The sequence below is a fragment of the Pannonibacter sp. CBAS1226 genome, assembly GCF_055685825.1.
Window position 1 is genome coordinate 258,719 of sequence record NZ_JBVOUO010000006.1, and the last position, 17,650, is coordinate 276,368.

Sequence of the window (17,650 nt, forward strand, 5' to 3'; positions counted from 1 at the left end):
CAGGTCGCGGCTTCCACTTCTCGCCAAGAAAGCCGAGGTGTAATTTATGAGTAATCAGTCCCAGGGCAGTGCCAATTCATCCGAGAAGAGCGAACAATGGGCGCTCGCATGGGTACTTGCGATCAATACTGCCCAAGCAGCCATTGTGGGAGGATTAGGGTGGTGGGCTCAGTCAACAGGATTGATGGGCTCTGCGCTCGATAATCTTGGCGATGCAGGTGTCTACGCCATCAGCCTTTTTGTCGTAGGGCGCGGACTGGTGGCGAAGGTTCGCGTTGCGCGGCTGTCGGGTATGCTGCTGATATTATTCGCCGGTTTGCTTCTGTTTGAGGTCGGCCGACGCTTCTTCACTGGCTCCGATCCGATCGGGCCGGTCATGATCGCCGTGGCGATCGCGAGCGCCCTGACGAATATGGTCTGTATGTGGTTCCTGAAATCTCATCGGGAAAGCGGCGTGCATCTGCAAGCCTCATGGATTTTTACGACAAACGACATGCTGGTGAACTCGGCGATCGCTGTTTCTGGTCTTGCAGTAATTCTTTTCAATTCGCCTTATCCGGATCTGATCATTGGCTTGGGTGTGGTTGTAGTCGTTGTCAGAAGCGGCTTCGAAATCCTTGAGAAGGCCGGCGAAGCTGGAAAAGGAGAAAAGGAACATGACTAGTTTGCGAGCCCTATCCGCCGCCTTCCTTGCCTTTGCAGTGTCGATCTCTCCTGCTGTGGGTCACGACTTCCAAGCTGGTTCGATCACCATCAATCACCCGTGGTCACGCGCGACTCCGCCGGTCACGCCGGTAGCCGGCGGCTATCTCACGCTGACGAACGATGGCGACATTGCCGACCGCCTGATCTCGATCTCATCACCCCTGTCAGACCGGGTGGAGATCCACGAGTCGACCGTGAGCGACGGGGTTGCCAGCATGAGACCAGTGCAAATTGGCATCGAAATTGGAGCTGGCGAGACCGTCGAGCTTCAACCTGGCGGTATGCACATCATGTTCTTGAAGCCATCGCGCCCTTTGAAGGATGGGGAGCGGTTTGGCGCGACTCTTGTGTTCGAGCAGGCCGGTGCCATCGACGTTGAGTTCGCTGTGCAGAACATGGGTGCTCGTCCGGCATCTGCGAACGAGCATGACGGGCACGGGGAGCCCGCCCAATGAGCGGCGTCAAACTTTTCCGACTCGTTGCATGGGTCTCCGTCGCCGTTGTTGGCGGGCTTTTCATCGGCCTGTCCGTATCCAAGCCTTGGCAACAGCAAACCGTGACGGTCGCGTCCTCGACAGGCACGGCAGCCATCGGCGGCCCGTTCCAACTCACATCCCATCGAGGCGAGACGATCGACAATGCTGCGCTGGCCGGAAAGCCTTATCTCGCCTTCTTCGGCTTCACCCATTGTCCCGATGTGTGCCCGACGACGCTCTATGAATTGAGCGATCTCATGAACGAGCTCGGGCCGGTGGCCGACCAGTTCAACGTCCTGTTCTTCACCGTCGATCCCGAACGGGACACACAAGAATTGCTTGCTCAGTACATGACAGCCTTTGATAATCGCATCCTCGCACTGCGGGGCAATCGACAGGAAACGGACGCTGTGGTGAAGGCCTTTGCGGCCTATGCGCGAAAAGTGCCTCTGGAAGGGGGCGAATACACAATGGATCATACCGCCGGCGTTTACCTGATGGATGCCGAGAGCCAATTCGTCGGCACGCTCGACATGCACGAGCCGCGTGAGATTCGATTGCAGAAGCTCCGCCGCCTGGCGGGCGAGATTGGCTGATGGAGTTCTCCAGTATCGGAATAGCGACGGCTTTCGCCGCAGGCGTCGTATCCTTCCTGTCGCCCTGCGTTCTGCCGCTGGTGCCGGGCTATATCTCCTACGTCGCAGGCCGCACGATTAGCCCGGATGGCACTGCGGCCGATGCCGAATTCAAGGCGGCAAGCCGAACTCTCGGCCTCAGCCTCTGCTTCGTGCTCGGCTTTACGACCGTGTTCGTCCTCCTTGGGGCCAGCGCAACCGTGTTGAGCCGGCTCCTGCGCATGTATCTTTTCGAAGCGAACCTGATCGGAGGCGTGATCGTCGTCCTCTTCGGTCTGTTCACGACAGGTCTCGTACCAATGCCCTGGCTCAATCGTGAAGCGCGGTTCCATGCCAATCCGGGCAGCGGAAGCGCCGGGGCGGCTTATCTCCTCGGTCTCGCTTTCGCGTTCGGCTGGACTCCCTGCATCGGACCAGTGCTGGGCGCGATTCTGACCCTGTCCGCCGCCAACGCCACGGTCGCAAGCGGAACGACGCTACTCGCCGTCTACTCGCTCGGCCTTGGCCTCCCTTTCATCTTGGCCGCTTTGTTCATGCGCGGGTTCATGGCCCGGATGATGTCGATGCGCCGTACTGGCCGGGTGCTCAAAATCGTCGCTGGTGGGGTGATGGTGGTGATGGGCATCGCCATGATCACCGGCCATCTAACCAGCTTTGCGATATGGCTGCTCCAGACGTTCCCGGCCCTCGGTCGGATCGGCTAAGCCGGAGTTTAAAGGACATTTGGACATGCTCAGACTCGGCCTCCCCCTCGCCCTTGGCGGATTTTTCTTTGATCAGGCGACGAAGTGGTGGGTCCTGAACCATGTTATGAACCCGCCTCAGGTCATCCCCGTCACCGGCTTCTTTAATCTCGTGCTCGGCTTCAATACCGGCGTGAGCTTCGGATTGTTCGGCCAAGCGCCGGCTTGGCTCCTGATGGCGTTCACGCTCGCAATAGTCGCCGGCCTCCTTATCTGGATCCATCGAAGCGACAGCCGCCTGACGGCATCCGCCCTCGGGCTCGTGATTGGGGGGGCGCTCGGCAATCTGCTCGACCGGCTCCGGCAGGGTGCCGTGACGGATTTCCTGGATTTTTACATTGGCAGCTATCATTGGCCCGCCTTCAACCTTGCCGACGTGGCGATTGTTTGTGGGGTCGGGCTTTTGCTGGTGGAGAGCGTTCTGGCACGAGGCAAAACAAAGGCTGCATGAACAGAAGCCCTCGCCAGCTATCCGAAACTATCGCCGCAAAATTCCCGGAACCTGCAACGTAGCGGGCTTTAGAAGTAGTGCGACATGGCAATGGCTCGGGCGGGCTCAGCCGCAGCAGGCAGACGCTCTCGTCTGCTGCGCGCGATGCCTCGGCTTGCAGATTGCGGAACGTGGGCTGAGACGCACAATCGTCCGGTCTTTCTCGATCTCGATTCCGGCCCCGTCATAGACCTGCATCGGCTTACCGGGCCGGCTCACCTCCCATGTCAACCGCACGTCCGTGTCAAGCTGGACCCTGCTGCCGACCTTTCCCAAGATTGACCGGAACTTGGCGACGGTCATCGGCATGCTGCCTTCGGTCGGGGGGAATATCCTCGACCTGCAAGACCGTCTCCCGCCACGCATCGGGATTGCCGCCGCAATCGAGCGTGACGAAGGAACCGGCCTTGACCTCCGTGATGTGATAGCCGGCCTGCACCTGCTGCCCGTCGCCATAGGCGAGCACAAGAGCCTTGTCGGCATGGCCCTCCAATATATCGAGGATCGCCCCGAGCGAGGCATCATCAGGAAATTCTGTAATTGAGGGGCTGGCGTGAGCGTTCATGTCCGTGTATCCATGATTCAATTACTCTTGAGATGTTGAGGCATACATGAACGAAAAGCAAGCCCTCTCCGCGTTCGCGGCGCTCTCGCAGGAAACCCGCCTGCGCATCGTGCGCTTGCTGGTCACGGCCGGGCCGGAAGGGATGCCGGCCGGCGCGATCGGGGAAGCGATGGACGGCGCATCGTCGTCGCGCATGTCCTTCCACCTGAGCCACCTTGAACAAGCCGACCTCATCGAGTCGCGGCGCGACGGGCGCTCGATCATCTACAGCGCCTCCTATCCGGCGCTGTCCGGCCTGCTCGAATTTCTCATGCGCGATTGCTGCCAAGGCCACCCGGACGTGTGCAACCCGGCAGTCGCCGCGCTGTCCTGCTGCGAACCGACGAAAGGCGTCACCCATGCCTGAGCCTATGACCAATCACTCCGATAGAATCTTCAACGTGCTGTTTCTTTGCACCGGAAATTCCGCCCGCTCGATCCTCGCCGAAAGCATCTTGAACAAGGATGGTGCGGGTCGCTTCCGGGCCTACTCGGCTGGAAGCCAGCCCAAAGGCGAAGTAAACCCGCTCGCCCTGAAGGTACTCGAAAGCTACGACTACCCGGCTGAAGGCTTCCGATCGAAAGGATGGGAAGAATTCTCCGGGCCGGTAATGGATTTCGTGTTCACCGTTTGCGACAACGCGGCCGGCGAAGCCTGCCCGGTCTGGCCGGGCCAGCCGATGACCGCGCATTGGGGTATCGAAGACCCTGCCGCCGTCGAGGGCACCGAGATTCAGCGCATGGCCGCTTTTGTCACGGCGTTTCGCTACATGAAAAATCGGATTTCAGTCTTCGTGGCCTTGCCCGTCGCCAGCCTCGATAAATCGTCGCTCAAGGTGAAGCTCAACGAAATCGGTCAATCCGAAGGGGCAACCTGGCCCCGCTCTGGCGCGGCGTGAGGCAATCCATGGATGTCATTATCTACCACAATCCCGATTGCGGCACCTCGCGCAATACGCTCGGCCTGATCCGCAATTCCGGCGTCGAACCGCATATCATCGAATATCTGAAAACCCCGCCCTCACGGGCGCTGCTCGTGCAACTCATCGAGCGCGCCAGCCTGACGGTCCGCTCAATCTTGCGGGAGAAAGGAACGCCCTATGCCGACCTCGGCCTTGGCGATCCAGAATTGAGCGATGACGCATTGCTCGACGCCATGATGGCGCACCCGATCCTCATCAATCGCCCCCTCGTCGTCACCCCCAAAGGGGTCAAGCTCTGCCGACCGTCCGAAGCCGTTCTTGATCTGCTGCCCCCACAACGGGGCGAGTTCGTGAAAGAGGACGGCGAGCGGATCATTGACGAACATGGACGGCACGTCGCTTCCGCCTGACTTTCAGCCTGTGATTGGAGAATACCGATGGCTTCCCTCAAGCCAGCTTCCCGCCTTGGTTTCCTCGACCGCTATCTGACGGTGTGGATTTTCGCCGCGATGGCGCTCGGCGTCGTGCTTGGCACGATATTCACCGGCTTGCCGGAAGCTCTTAACGCCATGTCGGTCGGCACGACCAACATACCGATCGCCATCGGCCTGATCCTGATGATGTATCCGCCGCTCGCCAAGGTCCGCTACGAAGAACTGCACCGGGTCTTTTCCGACAAGCGGGTGCTGATCCTCTCGCTGGTGCAAAACTGGATCATCGGCCCGACATTGATGTTCGCCCTGGCGGTGATCTTCCTGCGCGACCACCCGGAATACATGACAGGACTGATCCTGATCGGACTCGCCCGCTGCATCGCTATGGTGCTGGTCTGGAACCAACTCGCGCGCGGCGACAATCAATATGTCGCCGGTCTGGTTGCCTTCAACTCGATATTCCAGATTCTGTTCTTCTCCACCTATGCGTGGTTTTTCCTTTCCGTCTTGCCGCCCCTCTTCGGCCTTGAGGGCAGCGTCATAGACGTGAGCTTCTGGACCATTACCGAAGCGGTGCTGATCTATCTCGGCATTCCCTTCCTCGCCGGGTTCCTGACGCGCCGCATCCTCATCGCTCGCAAAGGCGCGGGCTGGTATGAGCACGAATTTCTGCCGCGCATCAGCCCGATAACGCTAGCCGCGCTGCTGTTCACCATTGTCGCCATGTTCAGCCTCAAGGGCGCGGACGTGGTGTCGCTGCCTCTCGATGTCCTGCGCATAGCCATTCCCCTGGCGCTTTATTTCGTCATCCAGTTCCTCATCAGCTTCGCGATGGGCCGGCTGATCGAGGCGGATTATCCGCGCACCACGGCCATCGCCTTCACCGCTGCCGGCAATAATTTCGAGTTGGCCATCGCGGTCGCCATCGCGGCATTCGGTCTCGCATCGCCGGTGGCCTTCGCCGCCGTCATCGGCCCGCTCGTGGAAGTGCCCGCACTGATCCTGCTTGTCCATGTCGCGCTCAGGCTCGGCGCGAAGTGGTTTCCCGAGAAGGGGACGCCCGTTGCCGTTCCGGCCGAGGCCAAGCCATGACGGTTTCCGACCTTCCTAATGTGGTCCGCGCGGTGCTCGACAGCCCATCGGCTGAACGCCTACGAACGACGCCCTCTGCTCATCCGCCGCGCATTCTCCTGCTCTACGGCTCGTTGCGTGAACGCTCCTATAGCAAGCTGCTCACGCTCGAAGCCGAACGGCTCCTCAACCACTTCGGCGCGGAAACCCGTGTGTTCGATCCGCACGGCCTGCCGCTGCCTGATGGTGCGCCCGTTGATCATCCGAAGGTGCAGGAGCTTCGGAAACTGTCGCAATGGTCAGAAGGGCAGGTCTGGACCAGCCCAGAACGCCACGGTGCCATGAGCGGAATCCTCAAAGCGCAAATCGACTGGATACCGCTCGCGATCGGCGCAGTTCGCCCAACGCAAGGCCGAACATTGGCGGTAATGCAGGTCTCCGGCGGCTCGCAGAGTTTCAACGCCGTCAACCAACTTCGCGTCCTCGGCCGCTGGATGCGGATGATCACCATCCCCAACCAGTCCTCGGTCGCCAAGGCATATCAGGAGTTCGACGAAGCGGGTCGAATGAAGCCTTCATCCTATTACGACCGGGTGGTCGATGTGATGGAGGAACTGGTGAAGTTCACGCTTCTGACCCGCGACGTCGCTCCCTACCTCACCGATCGCTACAGCGAACGCAAGGAAACGGCCGATAAGCTGGACGAGCGCATGGCGCTCAAGCGCGTCCGGTGATGACGAACCTGCCGGCGCATACAGGTATGTCATCTGGGCCAAGAAGGTGGCCCGTCATCTCCGCGCTCGGCATCGTACAGATATTTGCATGGGGCAGCTCCTATTACCTGCTCGCCGTTCTCGCCGCCCCGATCGCGGCCGATACGGGTTGGCCGCTTTCATGGATCGTCGGCGCTCTCTCCATTGGCCTGCTCGCGGCCGGCGTCGTTTCCCCGCGCGTGGGTGACGCCATTGGCCAGCACGGCGGGCGTCCCATCCTAGCTCTGGCTTGCCTGCTGCTGGCGGCGGGTCTCGTCGTCCTTGCGGCTGCGCCGTCCCTATGGGTATTCGTCGCCGGATGGATCGTGCTCGGTATCGGCATGGGGGCCGGCCTTTATGATGCGGCATTTGCCACGCTCGGGGGCTATTATGGCCGTTCCGCGCGATCCGCCATCACTACACTGACCTTGTGGGGCGGCTTCGCAAGCACGGTCTGCTGGCCGCTCTCGGCCTTGTTTCTGGAGCATCTTGGATGGCGCGGGGCCTGCATGGCCTATGCCGGCATTCATCTCGCGATCTGCCTGCCGCTCGTGCTGCTGGTCCTTCCGAGCAACGGCAAGCCCAGGCCGATCGGTGGCAAAGACCAAGCTCCTGCGATCAAGCTGCGCGACCATGAACGTCGGGCCTATCTGATCATGATGGCGATCGTGGTGCTGGCCGGATTGGGCGTCACCATCATATCGGTGCATCTGCTGACCCTGTTGCAGCAACGCGGGCTGTCGCTGGGCGAAGCTGTAGCCCTCGGCGCGCTGATAGGCCCGGCCCAAGTCGCCGGCCGAATTGGCGAAATGGCGAGCGGGGGGAGGCATCATCCCTTCTGGACGCTCGCGGCCGCCTCCGTCCTGAGCGCGGCAGGGGTGACGATGCTCGCGGCAGGTTTTCCCATCATCGGCCTGTCGCTCATCCTCTACGGGGCCGGCAATGGCATCTTCTCGATCGCCAAGGGTGCGCTCCCGCTCGCCCTGTTCGGACCTTCCCGCTATGCGCCGATCATGGGGCGGCTTGCCCGGCCCAGTCTCGTCGCCCAAGCTGCCGGCCCAACCGTGGGTGCGATCCTGCTTTCGGTCGGGGGCACCGATCAAACTCTTGTGGCGCTGGCAGCTCTCGCCATCGCCAATCTCGCCCTCGTCGCGCTGTTATGGGGGCCGATCAAAGGAGAAGCGGGAAGCAACGATAAGTTTTGAGAAGCCGTCACGAAGATCCCTGATTTTTGTAGCAGGTCAGGCCAACGTTGAATTTTCAGGGGAATTTCTGTCGCAAATGTCGCGTGCGAAAGTCAAAATTGTGCGACTGATTTTTGCGACACGTCGCGGCCCGGAATCCGGGCCGCAATGGATTACCGCTCTTCCCGCTGCTGTGGTGCTGGACCGATTGTAGCGGGTTCCCCTTCGATGATGCGGATCGGCACGCCCAAAGCAGCCGAAAGGGATGCTTCGCTGCCACCGGCAAGCTCTGTTCCGGGGAGAACCGTAAGAACCACATATCCGGTGCGCTCATCGACATATCCGCCGTAGCCATCGGGAAGAACGCGCGTAATCATCTGGCGGTCATCCAACGCGGCGACCAGTTGATCGACGGTATGGGATGCGCCTGTCAGGACTTCGACACGCACCCGATCTTCGCCCAATTGGTACTGAAGCGTGCCCGCATCCCGGTCTCCCGTTAGCCTGACGACGACATGGAAATCGGGCTCGCGCTCGATGAAGATACCGGCGATACGGTCGCGGAAACGCTCCTGTAGGGCGGCCGAAAGCGGGCCGGTGTCCGGCTCCATCTCATGCGAGGGGATTTCAGGAACATAGTTCTCAGGCAACCCGGCCGGTCTTGCGGGGTCGGGCGTCTCCGCGCCTGCCACGGATGCTGCCGCGACAAACACCGTTGCGCCAAAAGCCCCCGCCCATACCCTATTCATTTGTGGTTTTGCCGCGTGCTTCGAAGAGCGCGGCCTTGTCTTCCGCGGGGCTGATGAAACCGTCGCCATCGGTGTCGATCTGGTCGAAGACTTCATCGGTCATGTTCGGATTCCCGGCTTTCGCCTCTTCCCGGCTCAGCTTGCCGTCGCCATCCGTGTCGCCCGCGTCCCATTCGGCCTGCCATGCGGCTTCGTCAAAATCTGCGGGTGGTTCCGTCTGGGCGAAGGCAGGGACGGCGAGACCGATGGCGAACAGGCTGGCAATGGCAAGTCTCAAGGCTGTTCCTCCAAAGTCGAGTGAATATACAGCCATCACCTTAGGATATTTCGCGAAAATCCCAAAGACCGCGACAGTCGCGAAGGCTGCTTCCGGCCGATCCTTGTTACTGCTCAGCCAACCGGGAGCGGGAACTCGTGTCAACGACTAAGGCGGCCGAATTCAACTCTCTGATCCGTCCATATCCTCCGAAACCTCCTGCCGGAGCTTCGGTCCCTGTGCGAGGCGGCGGCCAAGCGCGGTGATGAACGCCTCGTATCGCTCCGCCGATTTGGCCTTTGCGGCCTTTGCCGCCGGCTCAGGCAAGGCCGGTGTGGTGTTGATCCAGAAGCGGATGAAGACCGCCAGGCTTTCGACGGCGATGCCGACGTCTCGTTCAAGTCGGTCCATGCGGCGATCGAGTCGATCGAGGCGCTTGGCGATTATGGCCTCTCGACGTTCGGCATCGTCGGGAGACAGGAAGGAGGCGATGGCCGCCTCGCCGATCATCGACTGCGACCGATCCCGCCGCGCGGCAAACTCGGTCAGGGCTTTTTCGACATCGGGGTCCAGATAGACGGTGAGTTTTTTCTTCTTCCGGTGATTGGCCATGGCGCTACAACTCCATGCCGTCGTTCGGGTCCATGGCAACCTGTCGGGCAATGCCCTGCACCTGCCGAACCATGCGCCGGTTCTGGGCGGCGTCTTCATCGACGTCATCGGGCAGCGCGATCTCGAACTCGTTCTCGATCGGCTTTTTCTTCTCCACGGGCTTTACGCGGCTGAGTTCAGGTTGCAACCGGCGTTCGGATTCAGTCGGATCTTCGCCATCGGTCCTCTGGTCATCGTGATCCGTGGCGCCTTCCGGTCGCGCCGGGATCGGAAGCGTGGTCCAGTCGTCAGGCCGCGTTTCTTCGGGACCTTTCAATTCAGGCGGTGACAGTACGCGCTCCCGAAACCGGGCATCCTCGTAGTAGCGCGCCTTCGTCGCCCGGATCGGGGGGATACCCGCCACCATGACGATCTCCTCGTGTGGGGGAAGCTGCATGATTTCGCCCGGCGTCAGCAACTGGCGCGCCGTTTCCGAGCGCGAGACCATGAGATGCCCGAGCCAGGGCGACAGCCGGTGCCCGGCGTAGTTTTTCATGGCTTTCATCTCGGTGGCGGTGCCGAGGGCATCGGAAACACGTTTCGCGGTGCGCTCGTCGTTGGTGGCGAAGCTGACCCGGACATGGCAGTTGTCGAGAATCGAGTTGTTCGGGCCATAGGCTTTCTCGATCTGGTTCAACGACTGCGCGATCAGGAACGATTTCAGGCCGTACCCTGCCATGAAAGCCAGCGCTGTCTCGAAGAAATCGAGCCTGCCGAGCGCCGGAAACTCGTCGAGCATCAGCAACAGGCGGTGCCGGCCGGCATTCGCCTGCAGATCCTCGGTCAGGCGGCGACCGATCTGATTGAGCAGCAATCGCATCAGCGGCTTGGTGCGGTTGATGTCGGAGGGCGGCACGACGAGATAAAGCGTGGTCGGTTGATCGTCTCCCACAATGTCCCTGATGCGCCAGTCCGAGCGGCGCGTGACCTCGGCCACGACCGGATCGCGATACAGGCCGAGGAACGACATCGCCGTCGACAGGACGCCGCTCCGCTCGTTCTCGGACTTGTTGCGCAACTCCCGCGCCGCACTGGCCACGACCGGATGCGGCCCTGCTTCGCCCAGATGCGCGGTCTTCATCATGGCGCGCAACGTAGAATCCACCGGGCGCTTCGGATCGGACAGGAATTTGGCCACACCTGCCAGGGTCTTGTCGGGTTCGGCATAAAGCACATGCAGGATGGCGCCGACGAGGAGGCTATGGGAGGTCTTTTCCCAATGGTTGCGCTTGTCGAGACTGCCTTCCGGATCGACGAGGATGTCGGCGATGTTCTGGACATCCCGCACCTCCCACTCGCCGCGGCGCACCTCGAGCAGCGGATTGTAGGCGGAGGAGTTCGGGTTGGTCGGGTCGAAGAGCAACACCCGGCCGTGGCGTGAACGAAAGCCGGAGGTGAGTTGCCAGTTCTCGCCCTTGATATCGTGAACGATGGCCGAGCCCGGCCAGGTGAGGAGCGAGGGCACGACCAGGCCGACGCCTTTGCCCGAACGTGTCGGGGCAAAGCACAGGACATGCTCCGGGCCATCGTGCCGCAGATACTCGCGATCATACCGGCCGAGGACGACCCCATCGGGATCGAGCAGGCCCGCCGCCTTGATCTCTCCTTTCCCGGCCCATCGCGCCGAGCCATAGGTGGCGACGTTCTTCGCCTCGCGCGCCCGCCAGACGGACATGCCGATGGCGACCGCGATGGCGATGAAGCCGCCCGAGGCCGCGATGATCCCGCCCTTGGCGAAGATCGGCGGCGCATAGGCTTCATAGAAATACCACCACCAGAAGATCGCGGGCGGATAATAGATCGGGGTGCCGAACAGCACGAACCAGGACGGCCCGAGCTGCGCCTGATAGCCGAGGCTCCAGGCGACATACTGCGTCGCGCCCCAGGTGGTGGCGAGAATGATGAGGAAGACCACTGTGATCTGTCCCCAGAGAATCTTGGTCGCGGACATGGCGTAGTTCCTTTCCGATTGAGGCTAGAGACCGAGACCGCGCTTGCGCCCGAATTCCCAATCGACGCCGCCATCGTCGCGGGCGACGCCGGAGACGTGGCGGCCGATCTGCTTTTCGAGAGAGGGCGACCAGGGCACGAGCTGGAAGCCGAGGCCGTCGTCGATCATGGCGAAGCGGCCGGAGGCGAGCGCGAAACGCTGGCGATAAGAGCCGGCAACATATTCGCCGCTGGCGGCGCGCTCGAGGGACATGCCGGTCTCGGTCGCGAGCTTCTCGCCGAGACTGTCGAGTTCGCGTTGGCGCAAGGTGCTGAGCAGCCGGCGCGCGAAGACGACACGCCCGCCTTGCCGCTCGGCAAAGCCCTCGCCAATCAGATGCTCCGCGCGCTCGTCCAGGGCCTGACGGACCTCGGCGCCGAAACCGCTGTCCGAAAGAGAGATGGGTTCGCGCGCCACGGCCTGCCGGTCGAGCCAGGTCGCGCCTGTGGCGCCCACCTGTGCGCCAAGATCGAGATCGGCACGGACGGCGAGCGCGACGCGGCGCTGCCCCTGCGGGTCCTCCCAGGATCGCAGTTCAACGATGGAACCGGGCGGGCTGTCGCCGGCGGCGTCGAGATGCGGCAGCTTGATGTGGTGGGTGCGCCCGTCAACACCGTCGACCACGGCATAGGCCGTGCCTTTCAGTTCGTCGTCGAGGCCGCGCTCGACCAGGCGGCCGATGACGGGAACGTCGAGGCTTTCGCCGGCGAGGACATAGCTCGCCGAGCCGCGCTCGATGCCGCGTTCGGTCAGGGCGCGGTGCATACGCTTGATGATGTCGCCGCGCTCGCCCATCTCGCGCAGCACGGTCTCGGCTTCGGGCTTGATGAACCATTGCGCGTGCCCGACCTGTCCGGCCAGCCCGCGGATTTCGAGGGTGCGCAGCCGCCCCACCTTCAGCGCATGAAACTCGTCCGGCTTGCGGTCGGCGAGCGGGGCAAGGTCGATGATGCCGGACCTGCCGGCTTCGCGCACAAGCTGCCGGTCGAGCTGCGTCCAGCGTTCCGCCTCGACCTGCCGCTCCAGATTGCGGTGGAGCTCCAGATCGGTGCGGGGCCCGAGTTCCTGCGTGACAAGATCCTGCGCACGGGCGCGCATGCCCTCCTTGATGTAGTCGCGGGAAATCACGAGGTCCTGGCCGTCGTCGGCGCGGCCGCGCAGGATGACATGGATGTGGGGATTGTCGGTATTCCAGTGATCGACCGCCACCCAGTCGAGCTTTGTGCCGAGATCCTTCTCCATCTGCCCCATCACCTCGCGGGTGTGGGCTTTCAGGTCGGCCATATCCGGCGCGTCCTCGGGCGAGACAATGAAGCGGAAATGATGCCGGTCATCCTGGCAGCGCTCGGCGAAGGCACGTACGTCCATGTCGTCGCCTTCCGGGCCGAACATCCGCGCCTTTTCGTACTGCTGCCCATTGCTCACTTCGTTCGCGGCACGGGTCACGCCATCGCGGCGCAGGTAATCGAGGTGCGCGCCGAGCGGAGCCGAGCGCACCGTATGGCGAACCACGCGGGTCTTGATGACGACGATGCGCGAACGTCCGGTGAGAAGCCGGTTGGCCTGGATGCTGGCGCGCTGACCGCGCCCGAAGCGCGAGCGGTTGCCCGAGGTGATCTTGCCGGAGCGCGAGACGCGTCCGCCGGCCTTCTGGGCGGCAGCGAGAGCCTGGGCGATGAACGGCCGGGCCTGCTGCGCGCGGGTCGATCGGATGCGCCCAGGACGGATGCGGAACTCGCTGTCATCTGACATGGCGTTGCCCCGCACCGTGCAAATCATCATGGAAAATCAGGAAGATGGGCGCGCAGCGCACGGTGCGCGCCAGCGCCGCACGGTGCGGAACGCGCCGGAAACCTGAACAAAAACAACCGCCCGCCACAGCCGCACCGTGCGGCCTTTTATCTCGCCATCCTTCGGTCGTGGTGCCTGCCGCCACCGCCCGCACCCTCCATGATGCGCCGGAGCCCGATGCAGTGCGAAAAACCGCGGAGCCGCTCATGGCCGGTCCCCACCGGCATTGCGGGCGACGAAGAGGCCCTCCGGCTGCAAGGCCGTGAGGGCGTCGGGTGTCGCCGGAAGGGACGAAGGGATGTCATCCGGCGCGGGATCGGGCAACGCCGGATCGGCGGCGGAAGCATCATCTTCGCGGACCACGAAGATCCCCGCCTCGCGCCAGTCGAGCGGCCGGGCGACAGCAGAAGCGCCGCCCGAGGGCCGCTCGCCGAGCAGGATGGGCGCAAGCGAAGCGACATAGGCGCGCGTCTCGGCGGGCAGCGGACGATCTGCCAGGCGGTATTCGTCGTAGCGGCCGGGACCGGCATTGTAGGCCGCGAGCATCGCGGCCACATTGCCGTAGCGATCCCACATCTCGCGCAGATAGGCCGTGCCCGCGAGGATGTTGTCGCGCGGATCGTAGGGGTCGCGACCGAGGCGATGGTGGTTGCGCAACTCCGCCCAGGTGTCGGGCATGACCTGCATCAGGCCCATCGCGCCGGCGGAGGATAAAGCGCGCACATCGCCCGCGCTTTCGGCCCGCATCACGGCGGCGATCCATGTCACCGGGATGCCGAAGCGCTGCGCCGCTTCGGCGATGTGGGTGTCATGCGGATGCGCTGCGGTCGCGCGCGCCGGCACGATGGTCTGCGCCAGAACGGGCGGCGTGGCGACAGCCGGGATGAACAGGCCGGAAAGAAGAAGGAGGAGGAGGATGCGGCGACGGGCGCCGCATCTCCCGGTGACGGGGCGAGGACAGGAATTGCGCATGATCATTCCTGTTCGTCGCGCTTCTTCTGACGGGTCCAATGCAGGCCCCAGTCGCGGCCGTCTTCGTCCGACTGGAACAAGCGGGCGCGGATCGGCTGCTCGAAGACGGGATCATCGAGGAGCACGGAGATGAACGTGCCCGCGCGTTCGCCGGAGTGTTTCCAGCCCGCGCCGACTTCCGGCCCATCGTCATCGCCGAGGTGAATGCGATAGGCGGGAGCCTTCTCGGCATCCGTGTTCTCGGTGGGAACAAATGTCAGTTCGACGTCGAGCGCGAGCGTGCGCACACGCCCGGAATAGCCGGACGGGGTGCGGGTGAATTGTCCGATCTGTGCCATTGGAGGTTCCTTTCCTACGCGGTGGAGAAGACGCGGGCCGTTCGCACGCCCCACTATGGGCGCGCCGTCACCGCACCGGCGCGCGCCAGACGAAGCGGCCATCGCCGTCCTCGTCGGTGAAAAGCGGAGTGGCCCGGCCGATCACCGCCGCGGCAGGGAGCGGGCCGAAGTAGCGGCCGTCGAGACTGTCGGCGGCTTCAAGATTCATGAGGAAGAGTTCGCCGTCGGCGATCACGCGGCAGCCCCGCCAGACCGGCAGGTCGCGGCCCCGGCTGTCGCGATCGCGGGCGGCGCCGAGTGGAAGGTTGTCGACCGTGATGGCGCGGCCGTCGCGGCACACCCGCTGACCCGGCAGACCGACGACGTGCTTCAGGATTGGCACGTCACGGCCGACATAGCCGCGTTCGACCATGAAGGAGGCGAACGGTTCGGGCGGCATCACGGCGACCAGATCGAGCACATCAAGCCGGTCTGCCGGCGCGATGGTGTAGAACCCGACCGGCACGCTGGCCGATGCGTTCCAGACCAGCCGGGGCGTTGTCTCAATGCCGCTGGCGATGATGACGGCGAACACAGCCGCCGCCGTCGCAATGACATGGCGGGCGCGCGTCATCGTGCGATCTCCCGGCGCCGGAGCCACGCCTGATGGCGCTCTGTCGTGTAGGGACGCGGCGTCTCGCCTGCGTTCATCCAGTGGGCGACATGGCGCCAGTGATCCGGATCGGCGTCTGCGGGATCGACGCCGAGGATTTCGATCGCATCGACATGGCGAAGGACATCCTCGACGTGTCGCCAGCTTTCCGCCTTCAGCAGGATTTCGCCGCCGGGACGCACAAAGGGTAGCGTCTGATAGGCATTGCCCGGCGCGACGGTTCGCACGATGTCGACCCGCGAGATCACGGTGCCGTAGTCGTTCGCCGCCCAGCGGACGAATGCGAAGACGGCGCCGGGGCGGAAGGAAACGATGCGGCGGTTGCGGTCGAGAATCTGCTCACCAGTCGCGTGGCCGAACCTGATCCAGTACTCGATCTTCTTTTCCACCCACGTCAGCTCCACGCGGGTCAGATCATCTTCATGGGCTGCGGCGCCAATCATGAGCGCTCTCCTGATGTGTCGGGAAATTCGCGCGCGAGCAGCTCGCGCAGCATGTCGGTGACGGTGCCGCCGCGCCTGATCGCGGCGATCTTGATCCGTCCGCGAAGCTCGGGCGTGATGTCGATCGTCAGGCGGGCGGAATAGACCGCGGCATCGCCGCTGCGTTTCGGCGGCGTGTCATCGGCCCTGATCCAGCCATCAGGATCGACCGGACGGGCGGCGAAGCCGCGCTTCCCGTTGCGGGCCGTCATGACGAAACTCCGTCATGGAACGGCAGCACGGTTGCGATGCGCGCCCGCGCACGCTCGGCCATGTCGGGGTCTATCTCGCAGCCGAGATAGCGCCGGCCGGAAAGCCGGCAGGCTTCCCCGGCCGCGCCGGACCCGGCGAACCAGTCACCGACCAGACCGCCTTCCGGGCAGCTCGTGCGGATCAGGATTTCCAGCAGAGCCGACGGCTTCTCGGTCGGGTGGATGGCGCGGCCATGGCAGTTGCGCAAATAGATGACCGAGCGCATGAGGCGCGGCCCGCCGTCGTGGCTGACATAGTGGCCGGCGTCGATCTGGCCGGTATGGGGAGGACGCTGCTTGCGCCGCACGGTGCGGGCCGTCGCGTCCGGCGTGGTCTGGACGTCGTTGTAGATGTCCCGCCATGCCGTTTCGGCCGGGTAGAACTGGACGGCCAGTTCATGCACACGCTTGAAGCGGTCGGCATGAAAGCCGGTGCCGTTCTGCTTTTCCCAGACGATCTCCTGGGCGATCCGCAAGCCGGCATCGGCGAAGCGGTCGGCAGTCGCCATGAAGCTGCGCAGTGAGCCGAAAACCCAGAGCGAGCCGGTCGGTCGGAGGGCGGCGCGCGCGAGCGCAACCCAGCCCTCGACGCGCCGATCCCAGGCAAGCGAGGTGTCGCCGTAGGGAGGATCGGCGAGGATCATGTCGTAGGGTGCGTGCCAGGGCATTTCTTCGCGGCAATCGCCGGTGAGGATCGTCATGGCGCGACCCTCCCGATGCCGAGGCGCACGATCTCGGCCGCCAGCGCCGCGATTTCGCGCGCCGCAGGCGAACGATGGTCGATGTCCGAGGCGAGCCGCCCGGTCTGCGCGGCGTCGGCGAAGATGACGCGCTGACCGATGGTGCTGGTGAGGACAGGAGGATCGTGTTCCGCCAGCGTCTCGGCCGTCTCGCGGGCGATGACGGTGCGGGCGCCGCAACGGTTGAGCACGAAGCGGGCGGCGATCTGCGGGCGATAGATGCGTGCCTCCGCAAGGAGGGACAGCATCTCGGCCGAGGCCCAGCCGTCGAACGGCGATGGCTGCACCGGGATCAGCACGAGATCGGCGGCGAGCAGCGCGGAGCGCATGGGGCCGGCGACGCGCGGAGGCCCATCGATGACGATATGATCAGCATCGCGGGCGAGTTCGGGCGCTTCACGGTGCAGCGTATCGCGCGCCACGCCGACTGTGCCAAAGGCACGCGGCAGGCCCTCACGCGCGCGTTGCTGCGACCAGTCGAGGGCGGAGCCTTGCGGATCGGCGTCGATCAGGGTGACGCGCTTGCCGCCCCGCGCCAGTTCTCCAGCGAGATGCAGCGCCAGCGTCGTCTTGCCGACTCCGCCCTTCTGGTTGAGAAGCGCGATGATCATCGGCGACCTCCCGGCAGATCGAGCGGAAAGTGGGGTGTATCGGCGACTTCAGAGGCCGCAGCCGCACCTTGATCAGGTGCCGGTCGAGCCGTTGTCGGGGCGTCAGATGCCCTCTTCCTCGCTTCTATTGTCGTTTTTCCTTGAACCCGA

The 17,650-nt window shown here is 63.5% G+C and carries 24 protein-coding genes; 11 read left to right on the top strand and 13 right to left on the bottom strand.

Annotated elements, in window-relative coordinates; genetic code table 11:
• Window positions 1-46 precede the first annotated feature (46 nt).
• Genes AC0CMF_RS17830 through lspA form a run of 5 tightly spaced genes read left to right on the top strand, consistent with a single transcriptional unit; the run spans window position 47 to window position 3,010 of the window.
• Window positions 47-664: a cation efflux transmembrane domain-containing protein gene (locus AC0CMF_RS17830; RefSeq protein WP_122520941.1), complete on the top strand. Its 618-nt coding sequence runs from the start codon at window positions 47-49 to the stop codon at window positions 662-664.
• The gene (locus AC0CMF_RS17835; protein WP_122520943.1) at window positions 657-1,160 is read left to right on the top strand and encodes a copper chaperone PCu(A)C; all 504 of its coding nucleotides are present in this window, start codon (window positions 657-659) and stop codon (window positions 1,158-1,160) included. Before AC0CMF_RS17830 ends, AC0CMF_RS17835 begins: the two co-directional genes overlap by 8 nt.
• A complete protein-coding gene (locus AC0CMF_RS17840) occupies window positions 1,157-1,777 on the top strand; it encodes an SCO family protein (RefSeq protein WP_122520945.1) in 621 nt (206 codons plus the stop codon). The genes AC0CMF_RS17835 and AC0CMF_RS17840 overlap by 4 nt, the downstream gene beginning before the upstream one ends.
• Window positions 1,777-2,520 (top strand): cytochrome c biogenesis CcdA family protein, encoded by a 744-nt coding sequence (locus tag AC0CMF_RS17845; RefSeq protein ID WP_012092647.1) that lies wholly within the window; start codon window positions 1,777-1,779, stop codon window positions 2,518-2,520. Before AC0CMF_RS17840 ends, AC0CMF_RS17845 begins: the two co-directional genes overlap by 1 nt.
• Before the next feature lie 25 nt (window positions 2,521-2,545).
• The gene (lspA, locus tag AC0CMF_RS17850) at window positions 2,546-3,010 is read left to right on the top strand and encodes a signal peptidase II (RefSeq protein WP_122520947.1); all 465 of its coding nucleotides are present in this window, start codon (window positions 2,546-2,548) and stop codon (window positions 3,008-3,010) included.
• 283 nt (window positions 3,011-3,293) lie between these two features.
• Here the strand turns inward: lspA and AC0CMF_RS17855 are convergent, their stop codons facing one another.
• Window positions 3,294-3,614: a DUF6428 family protein gene (locus AC0CMF_RS17855; protein WP_206110630.1), complete on the bottom strand. Its 321-nt coding sequence runs from the start codon at window positions 3,612-3,614 to the stop codon at window positions 3,294-3,296.
• A 46-nt stretch (window positions 3,615-3,660) separates the two neighbouring features.
• On the opposite strand from AC0CMF_RS17855, the gene AC0CMF_RS17860 reads away from it, so the two are divergent.
• Genes AC0CMF_RS17860 through AC0CMF_RS17885 form a run of 6 tightly spaced genes read left to right on the top strand, consistent with a single transcriptional unit; the run spans window position 3,661 to window position 8,038 of the window.
• The gene (locus AC0CMF_RS17860) at window positions 3,661-4,020 is read left to right on the top strand and encodes an ArsR/SmtB family transcription factor (protein ID WP_122520949.1); all 360 of its coding nucleotides are present in this window, start codon (window positions 3,661-3,663) and stop codon (window positions 4,018-4,020) included.
• On the top strand, window positions 4,013-4,552 hold the full coding sequence (locus tag AC0CMF_RS17865; RefSeq protein ID WP_206110631.1) for an arsenate reductase ArsC: 540 nt from the start codon (window positions 4,013-4,015) through the stop codon (window positions 4,550-4,552). Before AC0CMF_RS17860 ends, AC0CMF_RS17865 begins: the two co-directional genes overlap by 8 nt.
• A gap of 8 nt (window positions 4,553-4,560) precedes the next feature.
• Complete coding sequence (arsC, locus tag AC0CMF_RS17870; protein WP_122520952.1) at window positions 4,561-4,986, top strand: arsenate reductase (glutaredoxin); 426 nt, start codon at window positions 4,561-4,563, stop codon at window positions 4,984-4,986.
• Window positions 4,987-5,013: 27 nt separating this feature from the next.
• Entirely contained in the window at window positions 5,014-6,102 is a 1,089-nt protein-coding gene (gene arsB, locus AC0CMF_RS17875; protein ID WP_012092641.1) for an ACR3 family arsenite efflux transporter, read from the top strand.
• A complete protein-coding gene (arsH, locus tag AC0CMF_RS17880; RefSeq protein ID WP_122520954.1) occupies window positions 6,099-6,815 on the top strand; it encodes an arsenical resistance protein ArsH in 717 nt (238 codons plus the stop codon). The genes arsB and arsH overlap by 4 nt, the downstream gene beginning before the upstream one ends.
• Window positions 6,815-8,038 (top strand): MFS transporter, encoded by a 1,224-nt coding sequence (locus AC0CMF_RS17885; protein ID WP_247648030.1) that lies wholly within the window; start codon window positions 6,815-6,817, stop codon window positions 8,036-8,038. The genes arsH and AC0CMF_RS17885 overlap by 1 nt, the downstream gene beginning before the upstream one ends.
• A gap of 152 nt (window positions 8,039-8,190) precedes the next feature.
• On the opposite strand, the gene AC0CMF_RS17890 is transcribed toward AC0CMF_RS17885, so the two are convergent.
• From AC0CMF_RS17890 to parA, 12 genes are all read right to left on the bottom strand, one after another.
• Window positions 8,191-8,766, bottom strand: coding sequence for a hypothetical protein (locus AC0CMF_RS17890; RefSeq protein WP_122520956.1), 576 nt, complete (start codon window positions 8,764-8,766; stop codon window positions 8,191-8,193).
• The gene (locus AC0CMF_RS17895; RefSeq protein ID WP_036749074.1) at window positions 8,759-9,043 is read right to left on the bottom strand and encodes an EF-hand domain-containing protein; all 285 of its coding nucleotides are present in this window, start codon (window positions 9,041-9,043) and stop codon (window positions 8,759-8,761) included. The genes AC0CMF_RS17890 and AC0CMF_RS17895 overlap by 8 nt, the downstream gene beginning before the upstream one ends.
• Window positions 9,044-9,205: 162 nt before the next feature.
• On the bottom strand, window positions 9,206-9,634 hold the full coding sequence (locus AC0CMF_RS17900) for a ribbon-helix-helix domain-containing protein (protein WP_122520958.1): 429 nt from the start codon (window positions 9,632-9,634) through the stop codon (window positions 9,206-9,208).
• 4 nt (window positions 9,635-9,638) lie between these two features.
• Window positions 9,639-11,624: a conjugal transfer protein TraG gene (locus tag AC0CMF_RS17905; RefSeq protein ID WP_122520960.1), complete on the bottom strand. Its 1,986-nt coding sequence runs from the start codon at window positions 11,622-11,624 to the stop codon at window positions 9,639-9,641.
• A 24-nt stretch (window positions 11,625-11,648) separates the two neighbouring features.
• Window positions 11,649-13,415, bottom strand: coding sequence for a relaxase/mobilization nuclease domain-containing protein (locus tag AC0CMF_RS17910; protein WP_122520962.1), 1,767 nt, complete (start codon window positions 13,413-13,415; stop codon window positions 11,649-11,651).
• A 243-nt stretch (window positions 13,416-13,658) separates the two neighbouring features.
• Window positions 13,659-14,426, bottom strand: coding sequence for a lytic transglycosylase domain-containing protein (locus tag AC0CMF_RS17915; protein WP_209004975.1), 768 nt, complete (start codon window positions 14,424-14,426; stop codon window positions 13,659-13,661).
• A 2-nt stretch (window positions 14,427-14,428) separates the two neighbouring features.
• Window positions 14,429-14,764 (bottom strand): DUF736 domain-containing protein, encoded by a 336-nt coding sequence (locus tag AC0CMF_RS17920; protein ID WP_122520966.1) that lies wholly within the window; start codon window positions 14,762-14,764, stop codon window positions 14,429-14,431.
• A 67-nt stretch (window positions 14,765-14,831) separates the two neighbouring features.
• Window positions 14,832-15,377 (bottom strand): S26 family signal peptidase, encoded by a 546-nt coding sequence (locus AC0CMF_RS17925; RefSeq protein ID WP_122520977.1) that lies wholly within the window; start codon window positions 15,375-15,377, stop codon window positions 14,832-14,834.
• Window positions 15,374-15,859 carry a DUF2840 domain-containing protein gene (locus AC0CMF_RS17930; protein WP_122520979.1) on the bottom strand — a complete coding sequence of 162 codons (486 nt, stop codon included), beginning with the start codon at window positions 15,857-15,859 and terminating at the stop codon, window positions 15,374-15,376. The genes AC0CMF_RS17925 and AC0CMF_RS17930 overlap by 4 nt, the downstream gene beginning before the upstream one ends.
• Entirely contained in the window at window positions 15,856-16,110 is a 255-nt protein-coding gene (locus AC0CMF_RS17935; protein ID WP_122520981.1) for a hypothetical protein, read from the bottom strand. The genes AC0CMF_RS17930 and AC0CMF_RS17935 overlap by 4 nt, the downstream gene beginning before the upstream one ends.
• Window positions 16,107-16,850, bottom strand: a complete 744-nt coding sequence (locus tag AC0CMF_RS17940) for a DNA-methyltransferase (protein WP_122520983.1) — start codon at window positions 16,848-16,850, stop codon at window positions 16,107-16,109. Before AC0CMF_RS17940 ends, AC0CMF_RS17935 begins: the two co-directional genes overlap by 4 nt.
• A complete protein-coding gene (gene parA / locus AC0CMF_RS17945) occupies window positions 16,847-17,500 on the bottom strand; it encodes a ParA family partition ATPase (RefSeq protein ID WP_122520985.1) in 654 nt (217 codons plus the stop codon). The genes AC0CMF_RS17940 and parA overlap by 4 nt, the downstream gene beginning before the upstream one ends.
• Window positions 17,501-17,650 lie beyond the last annotated feature (150 nt).